Source organism: Streptomyces barkulensis, assembly GCF_002843305.1.
Classification (GTDB): Bacteria; Actinomycetota; Actinomycetes; order Streptomycetales; family Streptomycetaceae; genus Streptomyces; species Streptomyces barkulensis.
Map to the genome: position 1 here is coordinate 41,238 of NZ_PGSG01000038.1, position 24,753 is coordinate 65,990.

General features: G+C 73.7%; 14 protein-coding genes. 5 read left to right on the forward strand and 9 right to left on the reverse strand.

The genetic code is table 11. The features are described from left to right. Positions 1 to 109: 109 nt before the first annotated feature. The gene (locus CUT83_RS09290) at positions 110 to 772 is read right to left on the reverse strand and encodes a helix-turn-helix transcriptional regulator (RefSeq protein ID WP_101255390.1); all 663 of its coding nucleotides are present in this window, start codon (positions 770 to 772) and stop codon (positions 110 to 112) included. A gap of 181 nt (positions 773 to 953) precedes the next feature. Beyond that, a complete protein-coding gene (locus CUT83_RS09295; protein WP_101255391.1) occupies positions 954 to 1,589 on the reverse strand; it encodes a DUF3000 domain-containing protein in 636 nt (211 codons plus the stop codon). Between the two features lie 159 nt (positions 1,590 to 1,748). Here CUT83_RS09295 and hemE point away from each other — a divergent pair, with 159 nt between their 5' ends. After that, the gene (gene hemE, locus CUT83_RS09300) at positions 1,749 to 2,756 is read left to right on the forward strand and encodes a uroporphyrinogen decarboxylase (protein WP_240958344.1); all 1,008 of its coding nucleotides are present in this window, start codon (positions 1,749 to 1,751) and stop codon (positions 2,754 to 2,756) included. Between the two features lie 73 nt (positions 2,757 to 2,829). Here hemE and CUT83_RS09305 read toward each other — a convergent pair whose 3' ends face one another. After that, positions 2,830 to 3,984, reverse strand: coding sequence for a DUF4349 domain-containing protein (locus tag CUT83_RS09305; RefSeq protein WP_101255393.1), 1,155 nt, complete (start codon positions 3,982 to 3,984; stop codon positions 2,830 to 2,832). 200 nt (positions 3,985 to 4,184) lie between these two features. On the opposite strand from CUT83_RS09305, the gene hemG reads away from it, so the two are divergent. Further along, positions 4,185 to 5,597 carry a protoporphyrinogen oxidase gene (gene hemG, locus CUT83_RS09310; protein WP_101255394.1) on the forward strand — a complete coding sequence of 471 codons (1,413 nt, stop codon included), beginning with the start codon at positions 4,185 to 4,187 and terminating at the stop codon, positions 5,595 to 5,597. A 4-nt stretch (positions 5,598 to 5,601) separates the two neighbouring features. After that, positions 5,602 to 6,318 carry a hydrogen peroxide-dependent heme synthase gene (gene hemQ, locus CUT83_RS09315; RefSeq protein WP_101255395.1) on the forward strand — a complete coding sequence of 239 codons (717 nt, stop codon included), beginning with the start codon at positions 5,602 to 5,604 and terminating at the stop codon, positions 6,316 to 6,318. A gap of 77 nt (positions 6,319 to 6,395) precedes the next feature. Here the strand turns inward: hemQ and drmC are convergent, their stop codons facing one another. Genes drmC through drmA form a run of 3 tightly spaced genes read right to left on the reverse strand, consistent with a single transcriptional unit; the run spans position 6,396 to position 12,894 of the window. After that, positions 6,396 to 7,160, reverse strand: a complete 765-nt coding sequence (drmC, locus tag CUT83_RS09320; protein WP_101255396.1) for a DISARM system phospholipase D-like protein DrmC — start codon at positions 7,158 to 7,160, stop codon at positions 6,396 to 6,398. Beyond that, on the reverse strand, positions 7,157 to 9,052 hold the full coding sequence (drmB, locus tag CUT83_RS09325; RefSeq protein ID WP_101255397.1) for a DUF1998 domain-containing protein: 1,896 nt from the start codon (positions 9,050 to 9,052) through the stop codon (positions 7,157 to 7,159). The genes drmC and drmB overlap by 4 nt, the downstream gene beginning before the upstream one ends. Then, positions 9,049 to 12,894: a DISARM system helicase DrmA gene (drmA, locus tag CUT83_RS09330; RefSeq protein ID WP_101255398.1), complete on the reverse strand. Its 3,846-nt coding sequence runs from the start codon at positions 12,892 to 12,894 to the stop codon at positions 9,049 to 9,051. Before drmA ends, drmB begins: the two co-directional genes overlap by 4 nt. 188 nt (positions 12,895 to 13,082) lie before the next feature. On the opposite strand from drmA, the gene CUT83_RS09335 reads away from it, so the two are divergent. Then, a complete protein-coding gene (locus tag CUT83_RS09335; protein ID WP_101255399.1) occupies positions 13,083 to 15,254 on the forward strand; it encodes a UvrD-helicase domain-containing protein in 2,172 nt (723 codons plus the stop codon). Positions 15,255 to 15,330: 76 nt separating this feature from the next. On the opposite strand, the gene CUT83_RS09340 is transcribed toward CUT83_RS09335, so the two are convergent. Then, positions 15,331 to 21,282, reverse strand: a complete 5,952-nt coding sequence (locus tag CUT83_RS09340) for a PDDEXK-like endonuclease domain-containing protein (RefSeq protein ID WP_240958338.1) — start codon at positions 21,280 to 21,282, stop codon at positions 15,331 to 15,333. Positions 21,283 to 21,875: 593 nt separating this feature from the next. Here CUT83_RS09340 and CUT83_RS09350 point away from each other — a divergent pair. Then, positions 21,876 to 22,484: a hypothetical protein gene (locus CUT83_RS09350; RefSeq protein WP_240958340.1), complete on the forward strand. Its 609-nt coding sequence runs from the start codon at positions 21,876 to 21,878 to the stop codon at positions 22,482 to 22,484. A 107-nt stretch (positions 22,485 to 22,591) separates the two neighbouring features. Here CUT83_RS09350 and xynA read toward each other — a convergent pair whose 3' ends face one another. Together xynA and CUT83_RS09360 are read right to left on the reverse strand one after the other, a co-directional pair. Further along, positions 22,592 to 23,284, reverse strand: coding sequence for an endo-1,4-beta-xylanase XynA (gene xynA / locus CUT83_RS09355; RefSeq protein WP_101255400.1), 693 nt, complete (start codon positions 23,282 to 23,284; stop codon positions 22,592 to 22,594). A gap of 622 nt (positions 23,285 to 23,906) precedes the next feature. Next, the gene (locus tag CUT83_RS09360) at positions 23,907 to 24,671 is read right to left on the reverse strand and encodes a transposase family protein (protein ID WP_101255401.1); all 765 of its coding nucleotides are present in this window, start codon (positions 24,669 to 24,671) and stop codon (positions 23,907 to 23,909) included. Positions 24,672 to 24,753 lie beyond the last annotated feature (82 nt).

Consider the following 24,753-nt stretch of genomic DNA (forward strand, 5'->3'; position numbering starts at 1 on the left):
CGGCCGGGGAGCCGGCCGGGCGGGCGGGTGGTGTCGGGGCGGTACGGGGGTCGTGGGGGCGGGGGAGTGGGGGAGTGAGTGGAGTGAGGGGAGCGTCGGGGGAACGGGGTCAGTGGATGATGCCGGTGCGCAGGGCGACCGCGACCATGCCCGCGCGGTCGCCGGTGCCCAGCTTGCGGGCGATCCGGGCGAGGTGGCTCTTGACGGTCAGGGCCGACAGGCCCATGGAGACGCCGATCGCCTTGTTGGACTGGCCCTCCGCCACCAGCCGCAGCACCTCGATCTCCCGGCCGGAGAGCTCGCGGTAGCCACCGGAGTGGCCGGGAGCGCCCGGCGGGCGGCGGTGCATACGGGCGGCGGCGGCGCCGATGGGTGCGGTGCCGGGACGCCCGGGGTGGCCGGGGCCGCCGCGGGTGCCGGTGACGACATAGCCCTTGACGCCGCCCGCGAGGGCGTTGCGCACGGCGCCGATGTCGTCGGCGGCGGAGAGGGCGAGGCCGTTGGGCCAGCCCGCCGCCCGGGTCTCGGACAGCAGGGTCAGGCCGGAGCCGTCGGGCAGGTGGACCTCGGCTACGCAGATGTCGCGCGGATTGGCGACACGGGGGCGGGCCTCCGCGATCGAAGACGCCTCGATCACGTCCCGGACACCGAGCGCCCACAGGTGGCGGGTGACGGTGGAACGGACCCGGGGGTCGGCGACGACGACCATGGCCGTCGGCTTGTTCGGGCGGTAGGCGACCAGGCTTGTGGGGTGCTCAAGAAGAACGGACACCGGGCCTCCTGGGGAGTGGAGAGCGGACGGAAGCCGACTATGGGGGAAGTCGGGATGGGATGAGCCCCGTGAGGGGTCACAGAATCCTTCGGCACTCCGCCGGTCCGTCTTTAGGGAATGATCACGAATGAGTGAGTGAAAAATTCCGGCAAATCGGACAGGGGCTCGATCCGGGGAACCATCAGAGTGGCTGCGGGCCACGGCGCTGCGGCAGTGGTACGACGGCCGCCCCCTCGCCCCCCTCCGGCGGCAGCCCGGCGCACTGGCACAGCAGATCGCACCAGGCCGCCAGATGTCCGGCCGCCGCCTCTCCCGGGTCCTCCCGCGGGGTCCACGAGGCGCGGATCTCCAGCTCCGACCGCACCGCCCGGTCCGCCAGCTCCCCGAAGGAGTGGGAGTCCGCCCGCGTCACCGTGCCGCCCTCCGCGGCGTACCCGGCAGACCGCGCGTCCAGCGCGCCCGTCAGCCACGACCAGCTGACCTCCGGAAGCAGTGGATCCCCCGCCATCTCCGGCTCCAGCTGGGCACGGGCCAGGGTCACCACACGGAACGAGCCCCGCCACGCCTCCTGCCCCGCGGGATCGTGCAGCAGCACGAACCGCCCGTCGGCCAGCTCCTCGCCCCCGGCCTCGACCGACGCCTCCACCGCGTGCGCGAACGGCGCCAGCCTCCTGGGCGGCGGCAGCGGGCCGAGCCGCACCTCCGGGCGCGGCCGCACCCCCGCCAGTGCCGCCACGGCCTGCCGGAAGGCCCGCGGCGCCTCCTCACCGCCGGGACCCGCCGTACCGTCCGCCTGGTGTGCTCGCGCCGCTGCCATGGGCGGCAGCGTAGGCGGAGCGGGTGCTCCGGACGGGTAAGGACACGTGCGAGACTTCTGGTTGTGACCGCCGACGACCGAACCGCAGCCCAGCCCCCCTCCGCAGCGGGGCCCGCCGCCCCCGCGGCCGCCGACCCCGCAGTCGCCGACTCCGCCTTCCTGCGGGCGTGCCGCCGCGAGCCCGTGCCGCACACCCCGGTGTGGTTCATGCGGCAGGCCGGACGCTCCCTGCCGGAGTACCGGAAGGTGCGCGAGGGCATCGGGATGCTCGACTCCTGCATGCGCCCCGATCTCGTCACCGAGATCACCCTCCAGCCCGTCCGCCGCCACGGGGTGGACGCGGCCATCTACTTCAGCGACATCGTCGTGCCCCTCAAGGCCATCGGCCTCGACCTCGACATCAGGCCGGGGGTGGGCCCCGTCGTCGAGCGGCCCGTCCGCTCCCGCGCCGACCTGGAGCGGCTGCGCCCGCTGGAGCCGGGCGACGTGGAGTACGTCACCGAGGCCGTCCGGATGCTCACCGCCGAACTGGGCGCCACCCCGCTCATCGGCTTCGCCGGCGCACCCTTCACCCTCGCCAGCTACCTCGTGGAGGGCGGGCCGTCCCGCAACCACGAGCACACCAAGGCGATGATGTACGGCGACCCGGAGCTGTGGGCCGACCTGCTGGACCGGCTCGCGGACATCACCACCGCCTTCCTGAAGGTGCAGATCGAGGCGGGCGCGAGCGCCGTCCAGCTCTTCGACTCCTGGGCCGGGGCCCTGGCCCCCGCCGACTACCGCGCCTCGGTGCTGCCCGCCTCCGCCAAGGTCTTCGACGCCGTCGCCCACTACGGCGTCCCCCGCATCCACTTCGGCGTCGGCACCGGAGAGCTGCTGGGCGCGATGTCCGAGGCGGGCCCGGACGTCGTCGGCGCGGACTGGAGGGTGCCACTGGACGAGGCCGCCCGCCGGATCGGCCCGGGCAAGGCAGTCCAGGGCAACCTCGACCCGGCGGTGCTCTTCGCGCCGCGCGAGGCCGTCGAGACCCAGGCGCGGCGCGTGCTGGACGCCGCCCGCGGCCTGCCGGGGCACATCTTCAACCTCGGCCACGGAGTGCTGCCCGACACCGACCCCGAGGCGCTCACCCGCCTGGTGGAGTACGTGCACGAGCGGACCGCGCGCTGAGGCGGAGCGGGCTCCCGCGGAACGCCGGTGGGCCGGGCCTCCTTCCGGGGAGACCCGGCCCACCGGCGTTCACTCACTCCTTCTCCGGGGCCTTCGGCTCCTCCGCGCGGCCGCCGTCCTCCCGCACCGCGCCCGCGTCCGGCGCCGCGTCCCGTGCCGGGTCCCGTGCCGCACCCGGCGCCGTCACGGGCTCCGGAACCGTCACCGGAGGCGGCGGAACGGCGGGCCCGGAGCGCCACGCCGGCGCCCCCTGCGGACGCCGCGGCAGCCAGGGGCGTACCAGCCGCCACACCAGCGCCACCAGCAGCGCCGCCGCCGCGAAGGGCAGCAGCACGCCCAGGACGACCGTGATCCAGCGGACCGTCGAGACGAAGGCATGCCACCCGCCCGCCAGGGCGTCGAGGAAGGACGGCGTGTCGTCCTCCCTCCGCTCGGCCGGCTCCGCGTCCGGCTCGCGCAGCACCAGCGTGATCGTGGCCATCCCGGTGCGGCTCTCCAGGGACTTCAACCGCGACTGGAGCGCCTCCAGATCCGCCTGCCGACTGCTCAGCTCGGCCTCCAGGGTCACCACGTCGGACAGCGCCCCGGCCTCGTCCATCAGCTTGCGCACCCGCTCCACGCTGGCCTTCTGCGTCCTGATCCGGCTCTCGACGTCGACCACCTGATCGGTGACGTCCTTGGCCGAGACCTTCCGCTCGACCTGCTTGCCGAGCCCGGCCAGCTCGTCCAGCACCCCCTGGTACTCCTCGGGCGGGACCCGCAGCGTCATACGGGAGCGGTCGTGCCCCTCGGAGTCGCTGTCGGTGTCCTCGCCGGCCACATAGCCGCCCGCGGTCTCCACCACCGCGCGGGCCCGGGCCAGCTTCTCCGGCACGTCCTCGGCCGTGACGGTGAGCGAGGCCGTACGGATGACATGGGTCGCGGCCAGGTCGGGCGCGTCGTCGGCCGCCCTCTCGCCGTCGGCGGCCTCGCGGTCGGCCTGCGAGGCGCCCTGCTCGTAGGCCCCCGCCTCCTGCCCGGCCTGCTGCCCCGCATCCTGGCGGGCCGCCTCGGGCGCCTCGGGCGCCGCGACGCCCCGGTCCGCCTTGGCGCCGGCGCCGCCGTCGCCGTCCCCCGCCACGCCGCAGCCGGTGACCGCCAGAGCCGCGGCCAGCAGCAGCGCGGCCGACGCCCCGCGCCGCGCGGGCGCGCCGCCGCCGACCGTGGACGTGAATCCGCGTGTGAACATCAATGCCCCCCAACACATCGGTGGATGTCGGGAGTTGGACGGGCGGGCGCGCGGGCCGGTTGCCGTTCCCCGATAGCGAAGCGGTCACGTTCGGGACTCGGAAAAGCCACCACTGCCCACCGCCGTACCCGATGCCGCGCCGCTCCCCTCCCGGCCGGGGCGGCGCACGGGATCCGGCGGCGGTCTGGGAGAGTGGAGCCATGCACGTCATCGTCATCGGCGGCGGCGTCTCCGGGCTCGCCGCCGCCCACCGCCTGCTGGAGGGCGGCGCGCGCGTGACCGTCCTGGAGTCCTCCTCCCGCCTCGGCGGCAAGCTGTACGCCGGCCGGATCGCGGACGCCGCCGTCGACCTGGGCGCCGAGTCGATGCTCGCCCGCCGCCCCGAGGGCCTCGACCTCGCCCGCGCCGCCGGCCTCGGCGACGCCCTCCAGCCGCCCGCCACGGGCACCGCGGCGATCTGGACCCGCGGCGAGATCCGCCCGATGCCCACCGGCCACGTCATGGGCGTACCCGCCGACCCGGCCGTCCTCGCCGGGATCGTCTCGCCCGACGGCCTGGCCCGCGCCGCCGAGGACGCCGAACTGCCGCGCACCGAGGTCGGGCAGGACGTGGCCGTCGGCGAGTACGTCGCCGCCCGCCTCGGCCGCGAGGTCGTGGACCGGCTCGTGGAGCCGCTGCTGGGAGGGGTGTACGCCGGAGACGCCTACCGGATCTCGATGCGCGCCTCCGTACCCGCCCTGTTCGAGGCCGCCCGCAAGGAGCGCTCGCTGCTGGCCGCCGTACGCGGCGTCCAGGAGCGGGCCGCGGCCGGCCGGCGGGACGGGCCCGTCTTCACGGGCATCGAGGGCGGCATGGGACGGCTGCCCGACGCCGTCGCCGACACCTGCCGCGCCGCGGGCGCCGACATCCGCACCGACGCCCCCGTGACCGGGCTGCGCCGCACCGGCGACGGCTGGACGGTCATCGCCGCGGGCCGCCCGCTGGAGGCGGACGCGGTGGTCCTGGCCGCCCCCGCCCCCGCCGCCGCACGGCTGCTGGCCGGCCACTCCCCGTCCGCCGCGGCCGAGCTGGAGCGGATCGAGTACGCCTCCATGGCCCTGGTCACCATGGCCTTCCGCCGCCACGACCTGGCCCGCGTGCCCGAGGGCCGGGGCTTCCTCGTCCCCGCCACCGACGGGCGGGCGATCAAGGCATCCACCTTCTCCACCAACAAGTGGCACTGGAACGCCGCCCAGGACCCCGGCCTGTTCGTCCTGCGCACCTCCCTGGGCCGCCACGGCGAGGAGGAGGTCCTCGACCGCGACGACGCCGACCTGGTGGAGCTGTCCCTGCGCGATCTGGAGACCGCGATCGGGCTCACCGCCCGCCCCGCCGCCTCCACCGTCACCCGCTGGGACGGCGGACTGCCGCAGTACCCCGTCGGCCACCTCGACCGCGTCGCCCGCGTACGCCGCGACCTCGCCAACCTGCCCGGCCTGGCCGTCTGCGGCGCGGCGTACGACGGGGTCGGCATCCCGGCGTGCATCGCCAGCGCCCGTACCGCCGCCGATGCGGTTCTCCAGCCGGGATCGAGGGCCCGGCCACCGGCCGCCCCGCGGACAGGGGGAGAATGAACCCATGACTGCTGAACCCCGCAAGACGCCCAACGCGGGCAAGAAGGCCAAGGACCTCAACGAGGTCATCCGCTACACCCTGTGGTCCGTCTTCCGCCTGCGCGAGGCGCTGCCGGAGGACCGCGCCGGCCACGCCGACGAGGTCCGCGAGCTGTTCGACCAGCTCGCGGCCAAGGACGTCACCGTGCGCGGCACCTACGACGTCTCCGGACTGCGCGCCGACGCCGACGTGATGATCTGGTGGCACGCGGAGACCGCCGACGCGCTCCAGGAGGCGTACAACCTCTTCCGGCGCACCAAGCTGGGCCGCGCGATGGAGCCGGTGTGGTCCAACATGGCGCTGCACCGCCCCGCCGAGTTCAACCGCTCGCACGTCCCGGCCTTCCTCGCCGACGAGGAGCCGCGCGCGTACGTGTGCGTCTACCCGTTCGTCCGCTCCTACGACTGGTACGTCCTCCCCGACGAGGAGCGCCGCGAGATGCTGGCCGAGCACGGGAAGATGGCGCGCGGCTACCCGGACGTGCGGGCCAACACCGTCGCCTCCTTCGCGCTGGGCGACTACGAGTGGCTGCTGGCCTTCGAGGCCGACGAGCTGCACCGCATCGTCGACCTGATGCGCCACCTGCGCGCCTCCCGCGCCCGCCTCCACGTCCGCGAGGAGGTCCCCTTCTACACCGGCCGCCGCAAGGACCTGGCCGAGCTGGTGGCGGGGCTGGCGTAGCCGTCTTCGGCGTGCGTTAGGGCACCTGCCCCGCCTCGCGCCCGCCCCCTCACCGGGCGGGACGCGAGGCGGGACGGTCAGGAGCGGAGGGGCCTGAGCACGCCCATGCGCTGCAACTCCACGATGTGCTCCGCCGCCCGCCGCGGCGCGTCACCGCCTCTCACCAGCACCCCCGCCTCGATGTTGCGCCGCGCCGCGGACTCGGTCAGATTGGCGCTGCCCAGGAAGAGTGTGCGGCGGTCGGCGACCGCGAGTTTGGCGTGCTGGCGTGAGCGGTTCCGCCCGGCCGGATCGCGCACCCAGTGCCACAGGCGCACACCGGGCACGGACGCGAACGCGTCGGCCGGCTCCCGGCCCGTCAGGAGACCGCGTGCGCCGGCCAGCGTCTCGACCACGACGTGCGTCTCCACGCCCCTCTCCGAGGCGCTCGTCAGAGCCCGCGTCAGGGCCGGGTACGGCCGGGCCGCGTACGTCATGGCCAGTAACTCCTCCCGGGCACCCTCGATGACCTCGACGAGCACCTGGGCGGTTGCCCGCACCGGCACGGCTGGCGTCGAGGGGCCGCTCCACACGGTGCGGACCCGGACCGCGTCGCGGGCGCGCGCCGTGGCGGCGACATAGCCCCGCAGGTAGGCGGCCGCCTCGGTGTGGGGGACCGACTCCGCCTCCATCGCGTCGTACAGCCGCGCGACGGCCTCGCCGACTCCCGGCGTCGCCAACTCGGTCAGTGCCCGCTCCTTGGCGCGCCGTCGTGCCAGCAGGCCGACGAGGTCCTTGGCGCGGGAGAGGCCGAGGGCGGCGACGGCGGCCTCGGCCGCCGCCTCGAACCCGGGGCGGCTCACGGCAGCAGGCCGGCCGGTGTCAGCACCTGCTCCCCCTCCCCGGAGAGCGGTACAAGGAAGCGGCGGTCCAGGAACCGGTTGGCACGCTCGCACGTGGTCTCGGAAACGAAGAGGCACACATGGCAGGCGGCCCCGTGGAGGTAGTCGTCCGGATCGTGCGGCAGGCGCTCGGAGCAGAGCGGGTCGGCTGAGCAGTGTCCGGCGTCGGCCAGGGCGCGGCGGACGATCCGGCCGAACTCGCGCTCCTCGGCCAGGGAGACCAGGCCGCCGAGGGTGCCCTCGGAGTCCGGGACGGCTGTGTAGATGAGGATGCCCGTCCTCGGATGCTGCTCGTCCCCCGCGTAGATCCGCTCGGCCAGCGAGGCCGAGTTGTAGCCGCACTCCAGGGCGATGGTACGGATCAGCAGGTGGGAAAGGGTGTGCAGGGCGATGTACCGGGCCCCGGGCCAGCCCTGGTAGGGGTCGAAGTCGCTCGTCATGCGGTCGGACTTCCGGTTCCGGCGGAACCGGGCGTACGCCTCCCGGTGGGCCTCCATCTGCGGTGACTTCTCCATGCGCGCCGTCCACCGGGCCATGAGGTCGTCCCGCACCCGCAGGAAGACCCCCTCGCCGCGCACCTCACTGGCCGGAACCCAGTTCTGCGCGCCGCGGGAGAGGCTCACGCGGCTGGCGATCTCCGGTGACTCGGGGTCGGGTGCGTCGAGCCGGGTGAACCCGATCATGGCGCGCGCCTCGCGCAGTCGCTCGACCTGGCGGACGTCGCGGAAGAGTTCTCCCAGGGGCGGCGGGACCGGGACCTGCCGCAGGGCGAAGTCGTCGCCGGGCGGGGGGACGGGGCCGGAGAGCGCGTCCCATTCGGGGCCGAAGAGATCGGCCTGGACGTCGGGCGCGGAGGGGGCCGGTCCGTCGGCTCCCCGCTTGCGGGCCGTGATCGCCGCGAGGACGGCGTCGGCGTCGAACTCCTTGAGGAAACCGAACTGGGGGAGGTTCGCCATGAAGTCGAGCTGCCCCCGGTTCTCGACGGTTCGCAGCTCGGGCCAGTGGTCGTCGAGGAGCTTGTCGATGTCCCCGCCCCGTGCCCGGGGGAGGGCCAGGGCGCTGAGGGTGAGGGGGAACCACTGGTTGGAGGCGCCCGCCACCATCAGGACGGAGTCCTTGTCGCAGCCGTTCTCCTCGTACATGCCCAGGTGCGGGTGGCGCCCGCGACACCGGGGCAGGTGGCGGCGGCCGCGCTCGCCCATCGCCTCCCGGATGTTGCGCTTGGCGCCGCAGGCGACGCACTCGATGGTGACGTTGGCGGCCTGGTTGCCGCCGTGGTCCTTCATCCGCAGCTTCGGGCGTGGGACCTTGCCGCAGGCCTGCCCGTGGTGGACGTACGGGGCGTACGGGAACTCGTCGAGGTGCCCGTCCGTGCACACGAGGGTGAAGCGGGCGGCCACGGCGAGGGGTTTCTTGCTCTTGCAGCCGTGTACGAACTTCGCCTCGTGGGGCGTGCGCGGGTTGGAGTTGACGAAGGCGAACTCGCCGGAGTCGATGGCGGCCAGCACGTTGCAGGCGGTGCAGCGCAGCCACTGGGGGAACGGGGTGACGGGCACTCCGACGCCCTGGGCCGCCCAGCCCCTGGGGTCGGTGTCCGCGCCCTCCAGCCAGGGGGCGGCGCGCAACTGCTCGATCCGGCCGCGCCCGTAGCGCTGGAGGGACCGGTTGACGGCGGCGCGCAGTCGGGGCTCGTCGATGTCGTAGTCGGTGGCGGCGCCGGCGTGGCTCCAGAAGTCGGTCCCCTTGATGAGGACGGAGAAGTTCGGCAGGTCGACGAGGGAGCCGATGCCGGCGGTGAACATCAGGTGGCTGGGGCGGACGGCGCCGACCCTGCGGTTGAAGTGGGAGCTCATCGCTGCGCCTTCCCTGCCGTGCCGGCCGCGGTGGGGCCGTACTCGTCGCTGTCCACGGTCGCTGTCGTCTCCCGGCCGGCACCCGGTTCGGCTTCGGTGCCGGGCGCGCCGAAGTTCCAGTCGGGGCCGTCCGACGAGGGCTCCTCCAGGAAGGCCCCGCCGCCGGGCAGCAGGAGGTTGATCTCGTTCTCCGTCTCGCGCATCGACATGCCGACGGTCAGCTCGGTCCACCGGGAGCCGTCCGCGCGTTTCAGCAGACCTTTCACGGTGGTCGTCTTCCGCTTCTCCTTGCGGTAGCCGAGGGCCGCGCCGCTCCCGTCGCGCGTGCCGCGCCACTCGTCCTTCAGCCGGTCCAGGCGTTCGCCCAGGTACTCGCGGGCCTGTTCGCCCCCCACCCGCTCGGCCCGCTCCAGGAGCCGGCGCTCGACGTCTTGGGCCAGGGGTCCGTCGAGGTCGATGTCGTGGGCGTCCAGGTTGCGGGAGGTCTCGTACGCCGCGTGCCGCAGCGCGGCGACGTAGGTGGCGGCGGTGCCCCGGTCGAGCGCGCGACGGGTGAACGGGGTGACGGACAGGGCCTCGACCTGCCGGTAGAACGTGGCGTGGTAGTGCTCGAAGTCCTCGTAGTGGGCCAGGTCCCGGGGGCGGGACCAGTTGTACAGGGTCACCACCAGGCCCGGGCGCCGGGCATCGCGGCCGACGCGCGAGGACGCCTGGATGTACTCGGCGGTGTTCTTGGGCTGGCCGACGACCAGCATCAGGCCGAACCGGGAGACGTCGACACCGACCTGGAGCATGGAGGTGGCCAGCACGACGTCGACCGCCTGCCGGGCCGTGGGCGTCATGGCGGCGCGGGGTTCGCGCTTCTCCCGCATCGCGGCCCGGTACTCGTCCAGGAAGGCGCGGCGCCTCCCGGAGGTGTCGCGCTCGGGGTCGAACTCGATCTCCAGGCGCTTCAGGGTCGCGCCGATGTCGGCCGAGGAGATACGGGAGGTGAGCTCCTCGATGTTCAGCATGCCGGTCCTGCTCACGATGCGGTCGGACAGGGTGTCCCGGCCCCTGCGGCTGCCGTTGGAGCGCACGCGGGTGGTGATGTCGTCGTCCATGTACCGCCGCATGCCGGCGAGTTCGCGGGTGGCGTTGAAGTAGCCGACGAGCGTCATGTAGGGGTCCGCGGGCCTGCCGTGGTCGTCGAAGAGCTGCTGCCCGGCCAGCAGCAGGATCTCGGCGACCCGGATCTCGGCGGCCTTCAGCCGGGTGCCGTGGGCGCACACGCCCAGGTAGCGGCGGCCGGGGTGCTCGCGGCTCAGCCCGACCTGCCGGGAGAAGAACGTGTCGCCGGCGTCGAGTACCTGCGGCGGGAAGACGGCGACCTTGCGGCCGAAGACACCCCGCACCTGGTCGGCGGCCCGCTTGGTGGTCGCCGTGGAGGCGACGATCTTGGGGCCGGTCTCGTGGCGCCGCCCCCGCTCGTCGGTGACGCTCCAGGTGCACAGCTGGTCGACGGCCGCCTCGAAGAGGCCGACGGTGGTGCCGAGCGCGCCGGAGATCAGGTGCAGCTCGTCCTGGATGATCAGGTCCGGGGGCCGCAGCCGGGTGACGGGCTGCGCGGTGACGCCGGGCAGGCCGCCTCTGGCGTTGTGGCGGCTTCCGCAGCCGGTCCTGGCGTCGAGGTCGTCGTGGCGGTAGCCGTGGCGGGGGCAGATCTCGGTGACCCTGCCGAACAGCAGGCCCGCGTACCCGTTCCACGGGAGCTGGGCGAACTTGTCCACCGTGGCGATCAGCAGGGACGGGGCGAGCCGGTAGATCTCCTCGTCGACGGTGAGCACGGGGATGCCCTCCCCGGGGGACTCGCGCCGCGAGAAGGGGCAGCGGTCCTCGCCCTCCCCGCGCGGACAGTACAGCAGGACACGGCGCCGCGCCTCGTCGTACTCCATATGGGAGCGGGCCTTCAGCGCACTGCCGCACCAGGGGCAGGTGAGGACCTGCAGGACCCGAGCGTGCTTGTCACTCGCGCTCTCCCTGGCGTCGGCGATCTGCTCCTTGGCCTCGTCGAACCAGTTGGGCGAGACGGAGGTCCCCACCCACAGGCCGATGCGGAACGGGGTGGCCCCCCAGCGGGCGTCCCGGGCGAACTCCTCGCGGCGTAGCACCTCGCAGGCGCTGACCAGGGCGGCGGCGCGCTGGAACTGCTGGGCGGTCAGCAGACGCAGGGTGTAGCGCATCAGTACCCCGACGCCCGCCTCGCCACTGCGAGCCTCCGCTCCCGCGCCGATCGTCCCCTGCAGGCGCCGCAGCGCGAAGGTGTAGGCGGCCAGGCCCAGGTACGCCTCGGTCTTGCCGCCGCCGGTCGGGAAGAACAGCAGATCGACGAGGGCTTCCCGGCCGGTGCCGCGGTGCGGGTGCCCGATCCGGGTCAGGGAATCGAGGTTCAGCAGGACGAAGGCGAGCTGGAACGGCCGCCAGCTGGCGGCCTCCTTGCCCCTGGCGCCCACCTCGTCGTACGCCTCCCGCCAGGAGCGGTGGTCCGCCTCGCGGCCGGCGCGGGCGGCGGCGACGGCGGTGTTGCGGCGCTGGAGCGCCATGGCGCGGTTGGCGAAGCGGAAGGCCGCGAGGGCTGTTTCGTCGGCCACGAGCCTGTCGATGCCGAGCGTTATGCGGTCGCAGATGTCCAGCGCCTGCTCGACGGCGACCTCGGCCGAGGCGCGCAGGTCCTCGGGCAGGGAGCGGGCCCTGGCGCGCTGCTGTTCGAGCCAGGCGCCGTAGCCGTCGGCCAGCGGGGCGAGCGCGGCGGCGAGTTCGGTGCGGCGGGCGGGCACCGCGAGAGCGGCGAGTTCGTCCATACCGAGTTCGAGCCCGCGCAGGAGCGTCTGCTCCTCGACGGTCGGGGCGGTGGTGGCCCGGACGTCGTACTCCGGGAGCCAGTCGGTCGTCAGGCGGTGCGCGTTGCGCTCGCCGTCGCGCACGTGCGCGTGCACGGCGACGTTGCGGCCCTTGGCGTGGCTGAGGCTGTCGCGGTAGAGGAGGCGCAGCCGCCGGTCCTCGGGGTCCTCGGGGGCGTTGCCGCGGTTCGCCGGGTCGAGGGGATCGTCGACCGGGAGGAAGACCGCCGCCTGGTCGTCGGGGAAGGCGGTGACCTCGATGCCGGTCTGGAAGAGCCAGTTGGCGTCGCGGGCCTCGCGGCTGTCCTCCAGCCTGTTGACCAGGGCCAGTTCGACGACGCGCAGCTCCTCGGCGTCCGCCCGCGCCGTGCCCCGTGCCACCCGCCGCACCTGCACGTCGAGGACCACGGCGTCGCCCTCCAGCGGGACGGCCCGGTCGGTGGCGCCGGTCACGTCGATGTCCACCGGGTGCTCGATCTGCTCGCGGGACCAGACCCTGCGGGTGGTGCCCCGGTCGGTGGCCTCCTCCGACTGCGTGTAGCGGCCCCAGCGGACGGTGGCGCTGAGCGTGCCGACGGAGGCGGGAACGGTGAAGGCCAGCCCCATGGACGACGCCCGGATGTGGCCCGCGGCCTGCGGGGTCAGCCGGTCCTGGAGCTCGCCGTCGTCGCCCTCCTGCTCGTCCCCCGACTCGCCGTCCGCGCTCTGGGCGGCCGCGATCTTGATCCGGTCGGTGGTGGTGTCCAGGGGCCGCGGCCCGAGCATGCCGACCAGGTACCGGTCGCGCGGCCCGGAGGAGCCGGCCGGAAGGGTCTCCGTCCTGCCGTCCCAGGGGCCCAGGAGATCACGGCGGATGTAGGCGACCAGCCCGTCCCGCACCGTGTACGAGTCCGCGTCGCGGAAGGTCTGGGGCACCTCGTCGAGCGGGTGCGGGACAGCGGCCTGGGCGGGCTGGGCCGGCATGCGGTGGGTCCTTTCGGACGGGGCCGTGGGGCGAGGAGCGGGCCGGGTGCGGACCGGCCGGGGACGACACGGAGAAGACTCCTGATTGACAGAGTTCACATATTAATCTGATGGAGTTCCGGTACTCAAGGCCGGACGGCTCTCTAGGCTGGCCCCGGCCACCGCCCGACCGCGACCCGAGGACGCCCATGCCCCGACTCGCCCTCTCCGACGACTTCGTCGCGGACCTCATCTCACTGCCGAGGCCCGTCCAGAAGGAGGCCAACGACGCGATCCAGATGTTCCGGAGCATGACCGTCCCCCAGCTCCACGCCAGCAAGGGCATGCACCTGGAGAAGCTGGAACGGGCGCGCGACCCCCGGATCCGCACGATACGCGTCACCAGGGCCTACCGGGGCGTCCTCCTGGCCCCCGACGACGGAAGCGAACTGTTCACCCTCCTGAGGGTCGCCCACCACGACGAGGCGATCGACTGGGCCTGCAAGCGCGTCTACTCGGTCAACGGCGCCACCAAAGGCCTGGAGGTGCGCAACGTCGACGCCCTGGAACAGATGGAGACGTACTTCGGGGCGAAGGCGGACGACACCCCCGTCCGCCTCTTCGAGGAGCACTCCGACACGGTGCTGCGCGACCTCGGCGTCGACGACCAGGTCCTGCGCCTGGCCCGCGTCTGCGTCACGGCCGACGACCTGGCGGTCATGGCACCGCCCATGATGCCCGCCGACCAGTACGAGGTGCTGGAGTACCTGGCGCACGGCTACTCCCCCGAGGAGGTCTGGGAGCAGCTGATCGTCCCGCGCGGGCAGACGGTGCGGACCGCCGGGGAGCGGTCCGGGGTCACCCTCGCCGAGGCGATCCTCAACACCCCCGACCGCATCGTGGAGGTCACCGGCCCCGGTGAGCTGGAACGCATCCTGACCGAGGACTTCTCCCGCTGGCGGGTCTTCCTCCACCCCGCCCAGCGCCGCCACGCCTACCACCCCGGCTTCAACGGACCCGCCCAGGTCACCGGCGGACCCGGCACCGGCAAGACCGTCGTCGCCCTCCACCGGGTGCGGCACCTGCTGCGCGAGGGACGCGAGAGCGACCGGATCCTGCTCACCACCTTCACCAACGCCATGGCGGCCTCCCTGCGCGACAGCCTGGCGCTCCTGCTCGGCGACGCCGACGCCCGTCTGCTGGAGCGCGTCGACGTCACGACGGTGGACGCGCTCGCCGCCCGGATCGTCCGGGAGGCGCGCGGCAGCTCGCCCAGGCCGCTGACGGCCGCCGCGGAGAAGAGCGCCTGGACCCGCGCCGCCGCCCGCGAGGACCTGCCGTGGACGGAGCGGTTCCTGTCCCAGGAGTACCGCAACGTCGTCCTGGCGCAGGGACTGCGCACACCCGAGGAGTACCTGCGCTGCAACCGCAGGGGGCGCGGCACCCCGGTGGGGCGGGTGCAGCGGGCCCGGCTGTGGCGCGTCATGGAGCGGTTCGCGGCGGACATCGCCTCGCGCGACGCGGCCACGTACACGCAGCTGTGCGACCGGGCCGCCCGGATCCTGGCCGAGACCGGACCGCGCTACCGCCACGTCGTCGTGGACGAGGCCCAGGACCTCCACCCGGCCCAGTGGCGGGTGCTGCGTGCCTGCGCGGCCCCCGGCGCCGACGACATGTTCCTCGTCGGAGACCCCCACCAGCGCATCTACGACTCCCGCGTCTCGCTGCGCTCGCTGGGCATCGACGTGCGGGGGCGTGCGTCGAGGCTGCGCGTCAACTACCGCAGCACGGAGGAGATCCTGCGCTGGTCCGCGTCCCTGCTCGACGGGCAGCCCGTGGGCCGGCTGGGCGAGGACGACGACGATGACGGCGGCCGCGACTCGCTGCGGGGCTACCGCTCCCAGTTGCACGGCCGCGTCCCGACCGCACGCGGATACGCCGACCAGGACGGGGAACTGCGGGCCCTGGTCGAGCAGATCCGGACCTGGACCGGCTCCGACGGCGTCAAGCCGTCCGAGATCGCGGTGTGCGCCCGGTTCAACACCACGGTCGACGCGATCGTCGCGCGGCTGCGGCGGGAGCGCGTCCCGGCGGTCGCGGTCAGGGACGACCCCGGACCGCAGGTGTCCGGTGTGCGCGTGGCCACCATGCACGCCATGAAGGGCCTGGAGTTCCGGTGCGTGGCCGTCGTGGGCGTGACGGCGAGCGTACTGCCCTTCGCGCCGCAGGTGACGCCCGCGGAGGTGGACCCCGTCCAGCACCGGTCCGACCTGCTGGCCGAGCACTGCCTGCTGTTCGTGGCCTGCACCAGGGCCCGGGACGCGCTGGCGATCTCCTGGAGCGGCGAGCGCAGCCGGCTGCTGGACCCGGTCGCCGGGTGAGACGCGGCGGTCCCCGCCGTCCGGGCCCCTGGGCGGGCCCGGACGGCGGGGACCGGTCCGGTGCCCCCCGAGCCCCTCAGACCCGGATCTCCCGGACGACGACCGTGCGCGTCCTCTCCCGGGAGACGTCGTAGGAGATCTCACGGCCCGTCGGCTGCCACATCAGCGCGTGCCCCAGCGGGGACGAGGGGGAGACGATGTCCGCCTCGCCGGTGGACAGTTCGGCGACCGTGTACAGGGTGTCCGCGTCGGTCTGCCCGTCGAACTCCAGGACCAGCAGCGCGCCGGGGACCACGACCTCGGGCGGCCCCGCCTCCCGCTCGACGCGGACGGCGTCGAGGAACGTCCGCAGGAAGCCGAGGCGCTTCGTACGCCGGTCGCGCTGGTCGGCCTGTGTCTTCCGGAGGAAGGCGAGGTTCGCCGCGTCCACCCCCTCGGGTGTCTCGTCCGGGGCGTCGACGGCGGCCTGGAGCTCTCGCATCTCGCGCACCAGCCGCTGGAAGGCGGCGGCCGGGATCTCCCGGACCGGCAGCTGACCGCGCCCGGCCGGGGACGGGGCCTGCGCCCGCGGGGCCGGGACCGGCTCCGCGCTCCGCGCGGGCCCGTGCCCGGCTGCGGCCGGCCGGGGAGGCGCCGCCGAACCCCTCTCCTCCACGGCCACGCCGTCCCGGGGCCCGCCTTCCGCTCCGTCCCCGTCGGTCACGCCGTCCCCGTCCGCGGCGCTTTCCCCCACGCCGTCCCCGTCCACACCGTCTCCGCCCGGGGTGCCGGCGGCGGGCGCGTCCCCGGCGGGAGCGGGGGCGACGGGGGTGACGAGGGTGACGGCGGGCTCCTCCGGTTCCTCACCGGCCGGCTCGATCCCCAGCCGCTCCAGCTCTGCCCACAGCGGCGCGAGCGCCTGCTCGCGGTCCAGGTGGAACCGGCTCCCCCGGATACGGACGAAGGTCCAGTCGACACGCTCCAGATCACGCTGCCGGGCGGCCGCGGTGGACGCGTCCTCACCGTCCGCGAAGGCGTCACCGTCGCAGGCGACCGCCAGCCTGCGCGTCCCGCCCTCGACGACCAGGTCGATCGTGTGACGGCCGACGCGGTACCCCGGCCGCACGCGGTAGCCGCGCGAGACCAGCTCCAGGTACACCTTCTGCTGGAACAGGCTGTCGAACGCCTCGTGCCGCACGTCGGGCAGCACCTTGCCCTCGACCGCGGCGGCGTCCTCCTCGGAGGGCCGGGCGAGGTGGTCCAGCCAGCGCCGCCGCAGGTCGTTCTCGTGGAACTGCTCCACACGCGCGCTGTGGAACACCCACAACTGGTCCTGGGCACGGGAGGCGGCGACGTTGAGCCGCTGCTCGTACGTCTTGCCGCTGAAGCCCCCAGGCACCGTCCCGCCCTCGCGGGCGGCCGAGTTGACACAGGAGACGAACATGACGTGGCGCTCGTCGCCCTGGAAGTCCTCGGCGTCGCCGACCCGGATGCGCCGCCTCTCGCGCTGCTCGTAGTCGAGGCGTTCGGCCAGCAGGTTCTCCAGCTCGGACAGATGCCCCTTGCTGCCCCGAAGACTGATGACGCCCATGGTCCTCCCTTCGTACGCGGGGTCGTCGCAGCAGCGCACGACCGCGTCGACGAGCGCCTCGGCCTCGGCGGTATTGACCAGCCGGGCTCCCGTGCCGACGGCCTCGCCGCCGGCGACGTGCACGGTGCGGACCGGGGGCAGCCGGTCGGCGCCGTACTGCCGAAGCGGCTGGAGCCTGCCGTCGTAGCAGAGCTCGTTGGAGAAGGAGATGATCTCCGGCATGCACCGGAAGTGCTCCTTGAGCATGAGCGTGCCGCGGCCCGCCGAGAGCGCCTCGGTGAGGTCGAAGAAACTGGAGTCGGGGCCGAACAGGCTGCGCACGTCCGGCTCCAGGGCGGTGAGCAGTCGGTCCCGCAGATGGAAGTACTCCTCCTGCTTGAGGCCGACGTTGGAGGGGCTGACCTGCTTGCTGTCGCCGACGACGACCATCCGGTCGGCGAGCCAGCTCAGCAGCATGGCCTCCAGGCCCGACTGGCTGGCCTCGTCGACGATGACGACGTCGAACAGACCGGGGCGGTCCAGCGGCACGGTCTCCGCGACCTGGTGCAGCGGCATGATCCAGGCCGGCACCGCCGTCTGCGCCTTGCGCAGCGCGGCCTGGGCGTCGCGCCGGTAGCGGTGCTGGTACTTGCCCTTGATGCGACGGGCGGCGTGCTGGTACGCGCTGAGCGCCCGGGACTGGTCGCCGGTGAGCAGCCCGAGGCAGCGGTGCCAGGCGCGGGCGGCGGCCAGCCGTGCGCGCATGATGCGCGCCTCGTCGTCGGCCTCCGTCAGCCGCCTGCGCAGGGTGCGTTCGGCCTCCGGATCGGTCAGCCGCTCCATGCGGTCGCGCCACGCGGACCAGGCCCAGGCCTCGGCGAGGGCGGCCAGCCGGGCCTCCCAGGCGGGATCCCCGGCGTCATCGGTGATCCGCTCCGCGAGAGCGGGGAATACCTCGCGCACCCGGGCGAGCGCCGCGTGCAGCTCCGCCCGCAGCCGGGCGGCCTCGCGCACCTCGGCGATCTCCCGGGTGAACTCCCGGTAGCCGTCGGGATCCAGGGCCTGCACGCTGTCGAGCGCCCGCTCGACGGCGGGCGAGACGCCGGGCCGGTCCGTCCAGGCGCGCAGCATCTCCTCGGTGTCCGCGATGGTCCTGCGCGCCTGCTCGGCGTCGCGCAGCGTGGTCGCCGCGCGCAGCAGGGCGCGCACGGCGTTCTCCACGGACGGCTCGTGCCAGGCGGCGACGGCCAGTTCCGGCGAGGTGGCCGCGGCGGCGAGCACATCGGTGCGGGCGGCGGCGACGGCCAGGAGCGCCGCGAGGACCTCGGCCTCCTGCCGCAGGCGGGCAACACGCGGACCGTGCCCCTGCCAGGCGCCGGCCGGGGCGCCCCACTCGGACTCGACCTGCGCCAGGCGCAGCTCGAGCCGGACGCGGGCGAGAACGACGGCCGCGGTCGCAGTGTCCTGCGGGGCACGCCCGTCGACCCGGACGGCCTCCGCGAACGGGCCGACGGCCTTGGCCAGCTTCGAGCGGATGCCGAGCGGCCCGCGCAGCCGCTGCCCCTGGCCGAGCCCGTCGTGCAGGGCGGTGGCCTGACCGAGTGCGACGGCCGGGTCGTACTGCTCCAGGCCGCTGACCATCGCGGTGCCCAGCGCCGCGAGCGAGGCGTCCACCGCGGTGAGGGCGTCGTCGACGGCGGCCCGCCGACTGCGCGCCTGCCAGTCCTGTCCCTCGCACACCTGCCTCAGGAGCGCCTCGGCCCACTCGCCGGCCGGCGCGGCCAGGGCCGCGGCGCGGGCGCGGGCGGTGGAGAACGCGTCGAGGGCCGCCGAGAGCCGCCGCTGCCCGGCCTCGTCGAGACCGCGTACCGCCGTGTCGTACCGCGCACTCAGCGGGTCCTGCCGCACCGTGTCGTGCGCATCCCGCGCGGACCGCACCACGCGGACGGCCTCCTCGAAGTCCCCGGGGCCGGGCAGCTCGGAGGGACCGGGCACCTCGGCCGCCAGGGCCTGGTGGTGCGAGGTGAAGGCGCGGGTGGCGTGCAGCAGGCGCAGGGCCGCCTCGGCGCTCAGGGCGGGCCGCTCCCGCGGGACCGGGCCGAGCCAGTCGTACCGCTCCGCCTCGGCCGCCAGGCGTTCGGCGATCTCCTGGAGACTGCCGCTGTAGTCGCCGATCTCCGCCTCGAAGCGGTGGGTCTCCCGCTCGCGCAGCACGGCGAGGTCGCCCAGCATGGCCTGCTGGGCGGAGCGGGCCGCGGCGAGCCTGGCCTGGAGAGCGCGGATCTCCCGCTCGGACGCCTTCGGGTCATAGCCCGCGTACTCGCCCAGGATCTTCCGCACGGAGGCCTCCAGCTCGCGCTGAGCCGCCGCGCCGTCCTCGGTGCGGCTCACACACAGGTCGCGGACGGACTCCGGCAGCTTGTCCCGCAGCACACGCAAGGCGCGCGGCGTGTGACTGGTGATCAGGACCCGCTTGCCCTGGGCCAGCAGGTCGGTGACCAGGTTGGCGATGGTGTGGGTCTTGCCGGTGCCGGGCGGGCCCTGCACGACGACGAGCCGGTTGGCGCGCAGACGCTCGGCTATGGTGCGCTGCTCCTCGTTGGCGGGAAGTGCGAAGTACATCTCACCGGCGCCCGGCCCGCCCCCTGCCCCGGACGCCCCGGGCACCTCTGCGCCCCGCCCGCTCCCGCCGTCCTCGGCCGCCGCGAGGCCGGCGGCGGTGAGCGCCCCGTCGCGGCCCGCGATGTAGGCGAGCAGTTCGGTGGGAGGAGTGCCCGCGTCGATCCGGCGGGCGATGGTCTTGAGGGCGTCCATCGTCGACCGGCGGCTGCGCTCGCGCAGGACGAACGCGGGCGCCAGCCCCACCTGCGGAACCTCGAGGGAGCGCGGCTTGACGCGCTCCACGCCCGGCAGGTAGCTCCCGGCGCTGTGCGCGGCGTTGACCCAGCTGCGCAGGGCCTCGTGCAGGGCTTCGAGGTGTCCGGGGTCCGTCACGTCGCAGGCGCCCTCCAGCGCCTCGACGATCCCCTCCCGCACGGGGCCGGGAACGTGCTGGGCCCCCTCCAGCATGCCCTCCTCCAGCTCCAGGCCGGAGCCGCTCGGATCCGGGGCGACGGTGAGGGTGCCGGTGGACGGGTCGAGTCGGATGGCGGCCCGATGGGTGATCAGATGCCTTTCCACGCGCCGACCGTCGGTGGTCTGCCAGGTCAGCCGACCGAACCCGAGGACGAGTTCGTACGCCTCACCGAGGCCGGCGGCGTCCTCGTGCATCCTGTGCAGCCGGTCGTACAGCCTGACCAGGGGGTCGATCTCACGGCGCCGCCGCGCCCAGGCCGCCCACTCCTGCTCCCAGGCGGCGTACAGCTTCTCGATCCTCTCCCGCTCCGGGTGCTCGTCCAGCTCGTGGTAGGTCTTCTCGAGCGGGATGCCGCGGGACCAGTCCGGGAATCCGGGTTCGATCCGCCGCCGCAGGTGGGGAGGGCGGGGCTGCTCGAAGTCCCGGATGCGGGTCTCGTCCACCCACGGGGCGAGCAGGGGCCCGGGGTGGGGGGCGTCCTCGCGGTCGGGGCGGGCGACGGTCAGCCAGGCCGGATCGTCGCCGCCGAGGACGCCGTCGAGCATGACCTCGACGCCGGGGGAGTGCGGCAGCTCCTCGAACCAGACGACACCGGCCGCGCCGTCGAGCGTACGGACGGGCCGGGTCCGCGACTCCTCGGCCTCGGCCAGGAACCGGAAGATCTGCCGTACGCGCGCGGCGTCGGCCTCCTCCGCCGAGGGCTCCCGCGTGCGGGCGGGCGCGGCCTGGCGCCCGGTCACGCTCGGCTGCGCCGGCACGCCCCGGAGCATCGCCGGAGCGGGCTCCGGCTCTGGTTCCGGCTCTGGTTCCGGCTCTGCGTCGGCGAACAGGGACGGCTGCTGCTCGCCGAACAGCGCCCCCTGGTCCGGGATCGGCAGCGGCGCCGCCGGCCCGGCGCGTGTGATCGCCATACGGGGATCGGCGGGAGCGGGGGCGGCGGGCACGGAGGCGGACACGGCCGTGGTGAAGGCGACGCTCTCGCGCTCGTGGTGCGAGTGGGGGAACCGCACCTCGATGTCCAGGTCCGAGGCGGTGCCGGCGGGGATGCTGTAGGCCCAGGTGGCCGACACTCCGCGGCCCGGACGCAGCGTGCCCTGGAGCTCGTCGTCGAGCACGTCGCCGCTGTGGTCGTACACCTGGCGGGCCGTCTTCCCGTACGGGCCGCCCCGGACGAGCAGGCCGACGCCCTCGACGTCCAGGGGCCGGCCGGTGCCGTTGCCCAGGTGCAGGGTGCACCGCACCAGGTCGTCGCCCGCCCGGTACCCGGAGGGCGCCTCGTGACCGGCCGGCTCGTACGGTACGACGTCGGCCACGCGGACGCTCAGCCCGTCGTCGTACCGGTGCACGGAACCGACCGGCCGTACGCCGTCGCCCAGTCCGTTCTCGCTCTCGCTCTGACTCACACGCCACCCCGCTGCTGCCGAGGGCCACCGGGTGGCCCGTCCGTGAAATCCCGCCCCGGCCACCCCAAGACCGACGCAGTACACCAACGTACGCCGACTTGTCTGTGAACTGAGCAAACACGCAAAGGGTACCAGGGGGCGCCGCCAATCCATCGCGATGTGGGACATCGCGGCAATGCAACGGGGTGGAGTGTTGGGCGGGGAAGGGGTGTCGCCGACTTCATGAACCCTTATTGACCCGGTTCGCGCCGAAGCTGTCACCCGGAGGCGCTCCAGTGATCATGGTCGCCAGTTGACGGAGTTCACAACCGTGGCGCAAGCTGGATCCGACTTCGCCCGTGCGAGCCGCAACCGCTCCCGGAGAAAGGTGTTCGCGTCATGCTTCCTCAAGTGTCCGACTCCCCGCCCCGGTTGGAGGCGGATCGGCTCGGGCGCAGCACCGGCCGCCGGACTTCCCTCAGCGGCACGGCGCAGCCGCCGGCCGGCGGACATCGGCTCGTGGTGGCCGCCGCGGCAGGGGGCACCGCCGCATTCCCGGAATTCCCGGAAGCGACCCGAAGGCACTTACCACTCACCGGATGTGAGCACTGATCATGCGACTGTTCAAAGACCTCAAACTGTCCCGGAACAAGGAAGCGCGCACCAGGAGGACGGGGACCACCTGCTCGGGAGTGCCCTCCGTCGCCCGCCCCGTCGAATGGACGCTGAGTCTGCCGGGACGCCCATCGCTGACGGTGCACGACAACCACTGGGAGAACGGTGAGCGGGACCTGGTGCTCTACCAGCCCGCGGTCGTCCCCGAGATGCCCGCCACCCTCTCCAACCTGCACAACCGGCTGCGTTCCGGGATCACGGGCTCACCCGGCCGGGCGGAGTCGCGCATCATGCTGTACCCCACCTACGTCGACGCGCGGGGGTGGCCGCGGATCAGGAAGTCCCTCACCACACGGGAACTGGCGGACGAGGTCGGGCTGCGCCCGCTGCGGGAGCTGACCGGACGCGAGGGTGTCACGCTGGAAGCCGCGTTCGGTCGGCCCCACCTGCCCGAGGCGGACCTGGACGATCCGCAGGACGAGACGCCCCTCCAGCACGCCCTGTTCTTCCCCGCCGGAGACGGAAAGACGCCGGTGATCGCCTTCGCCTGCTTCCGGGTCGTGCCCGTTCTGCGCCACATCGGCTGGCTGCCTCCGGCCAAGAGGTGACCTCCGGACGGACGGCATCGGCCGGCAACGGCACGGCGCGGCGGCCGGGAGGGCCGCCGCGCCGGGGGGAGTGCCTGATGCGCCCCGGCCGGGCCGGGGCGCCGCCGTCAGCTCACGTAGATGTTGGAGCTGCCGCTGCTCTGGTAGCCCTCGGTCGCCATGATCATGTAGTAGTTGAAGCTGCCCATCCGCATCCCGGCCCGGGACCAGGCGTCGAAGTGGTTGCCGGTGGTGATGGTGCCGCCGGTCTTCTTCTGCTGGCGGACGCTCCAGTACTGGTCGAAGGTCCTGGTGCCCTCGACGGAGGGCTTGTTGTAGCGCGTCGTCTTGTAGATGTCGTACGTGCCGCCGTCGGTGCTGACCGTGCCCCGGTACTCTCCCGTGGGCCGGTAGGTGCCCCAGTTCTCGACGATGTAGTACTCCACCAGCGGGTTCGATGTCCAGCCGTACAGGCACAGGTAGCCGTTGCCCGACGGGTAGAAGCTGCCCGAGTAGTGCACGGTCCGGCGGCTGCCGTTGCCCCAGCCCTTGCCGCAGACGAAGTTGCCGGTGTTGCGCCACGAGGTGCTGTAGTTGCCGCCGGAGCCCATGGTCATGGAGACCGTTCCCGGGGCGTCGGTCCAGAACGAGTAGTAGTAGCCGTTGTGGTAGCCCGTCTGGTTCGAGCTGACGGTCTGGGCGTGGGCGGTGCCGGTACCCGGCAGCATCAGCCCGGAGGTGGCGACCGCCAGGGCACCGGCGCGGCCGACGAAGCCGCGGCGGCTCATCGACTTGGGGGTGGGGGCGTCGTTCCTGTCCATGCTTCGCTTCCTCCTCGCGAAGGCCGGCCCTGAGGCCGGGCAGCGCGACACGACCCGGCGTACCGTCGGCGGCCGTGGGGGGCCACCGTGCGCCGGCGTCGTATCGACGACGGTGGGGGGACGGTCGGCCGCCGTGGGGGCGGACAACCGGAAGGTCCGGGCCACGGCGGGTGACCCGGCTCGACAGCGGTGGGGCCTGTCGATGCCGATAGGTTGGTCCGACACCCCTGGGTTGTCAACAGTTCCCGGAAGCTTTACGGGAGTTGAGGGATCGTCGAGAATCTGTCAGGAGAGGGTCATGCCTGGTCAAGTAGCTGTTACGGCGTCCCCTCTTCAAGTGAGGTCGGCGGAACCCTGGATCTGAAGGCAACGAGCTGGCTACTGATCCCAAAACTTCCGGAAATCTTCCGGGGGTGCCGGGCGCGGCGCGACGAGCCCGCATCCGGCCGGCGCCGAGGAGCGGTGCGCGCTCCCGCGCGGACCCGCCTGCCCCGTCCACTCCAGCGGTAGCGCTGGCCCCTACCAGTCCTCGTAGTCCTCGATCACGCGGGTCACGAGCCGGTGCAGGATCCCGGCCCGGCGCCGATCCTCCCGCTGACTGCGCAGGGAGCGTTTTCCAACCTCATGCTGATGTAGCGAGGTGGAGGGTGAGGACGGCCTGGACCAGGCCGGTGATCCGGGTGGTGGAGCAGCGGAGCTTGCGCAGCAGTCGCCAGGACTTGAGGGCGGCGACCGCCTGCTCGCCCAGGGCGCGGATGCGGGCGTGGGAGCGGTTGTGGGCCTGCTGCCCGGCCGAGAGCTTCTCCCAGCGGCCCCAGTAGGGCACCCGGACGGCAGGGCCGGCGCCTCGGTAGGCCTTGTCCGCCCAGCAGGCCGCGCCGGTCTCGGTCAGGGCGTCGATGACGCCGTGGGTGCGGGCCGCGCGGAGGTCGTGGACCGCTCCGGGCAGCGCCGGGGAGGCCCACAGCAGCTTCCCCGCCGGGTCGGCGAGGACCTGGATGTTCATGCCGTGCCGCTTGTGCTTGCCGGAGTAGTACGGCCGGTCGGCGGCGATCCGGTCGATCGGCAGCAGCGTGCCGTCCAGAATCAGATACGCCTTCACCGACGCGGTCCGCACCGCGTCGGCCAGGTCGGGGGCGAGGGCCGCCAGGAGTTCGATGGCTTCCCGGATGTAGCGGTGGACGGTGGCCACCCCGATCCGGAAGGCCGCGGCGAGACGGCTGTAGGTGTCGCCGCAGCGCAGGTGGGCCAGGACCAGCAGTGCTTGCCGGTTGCTGGACAGGCGGCGCCACCGGCAGCCGATGGCTCTGCGCCGCTCGGCCAGGTGACGGCTGAGGAACCGCAGGGCCGAACTGGACAGATCGATCGCCGATGGGTAGACAAGCACACGAAGCTCCTGGCCTGACAGGTTGATCTTGGTCGACAACCCATCTACCAGGAGCTTCACCCGTTGCTACCGCCGGGGTCTG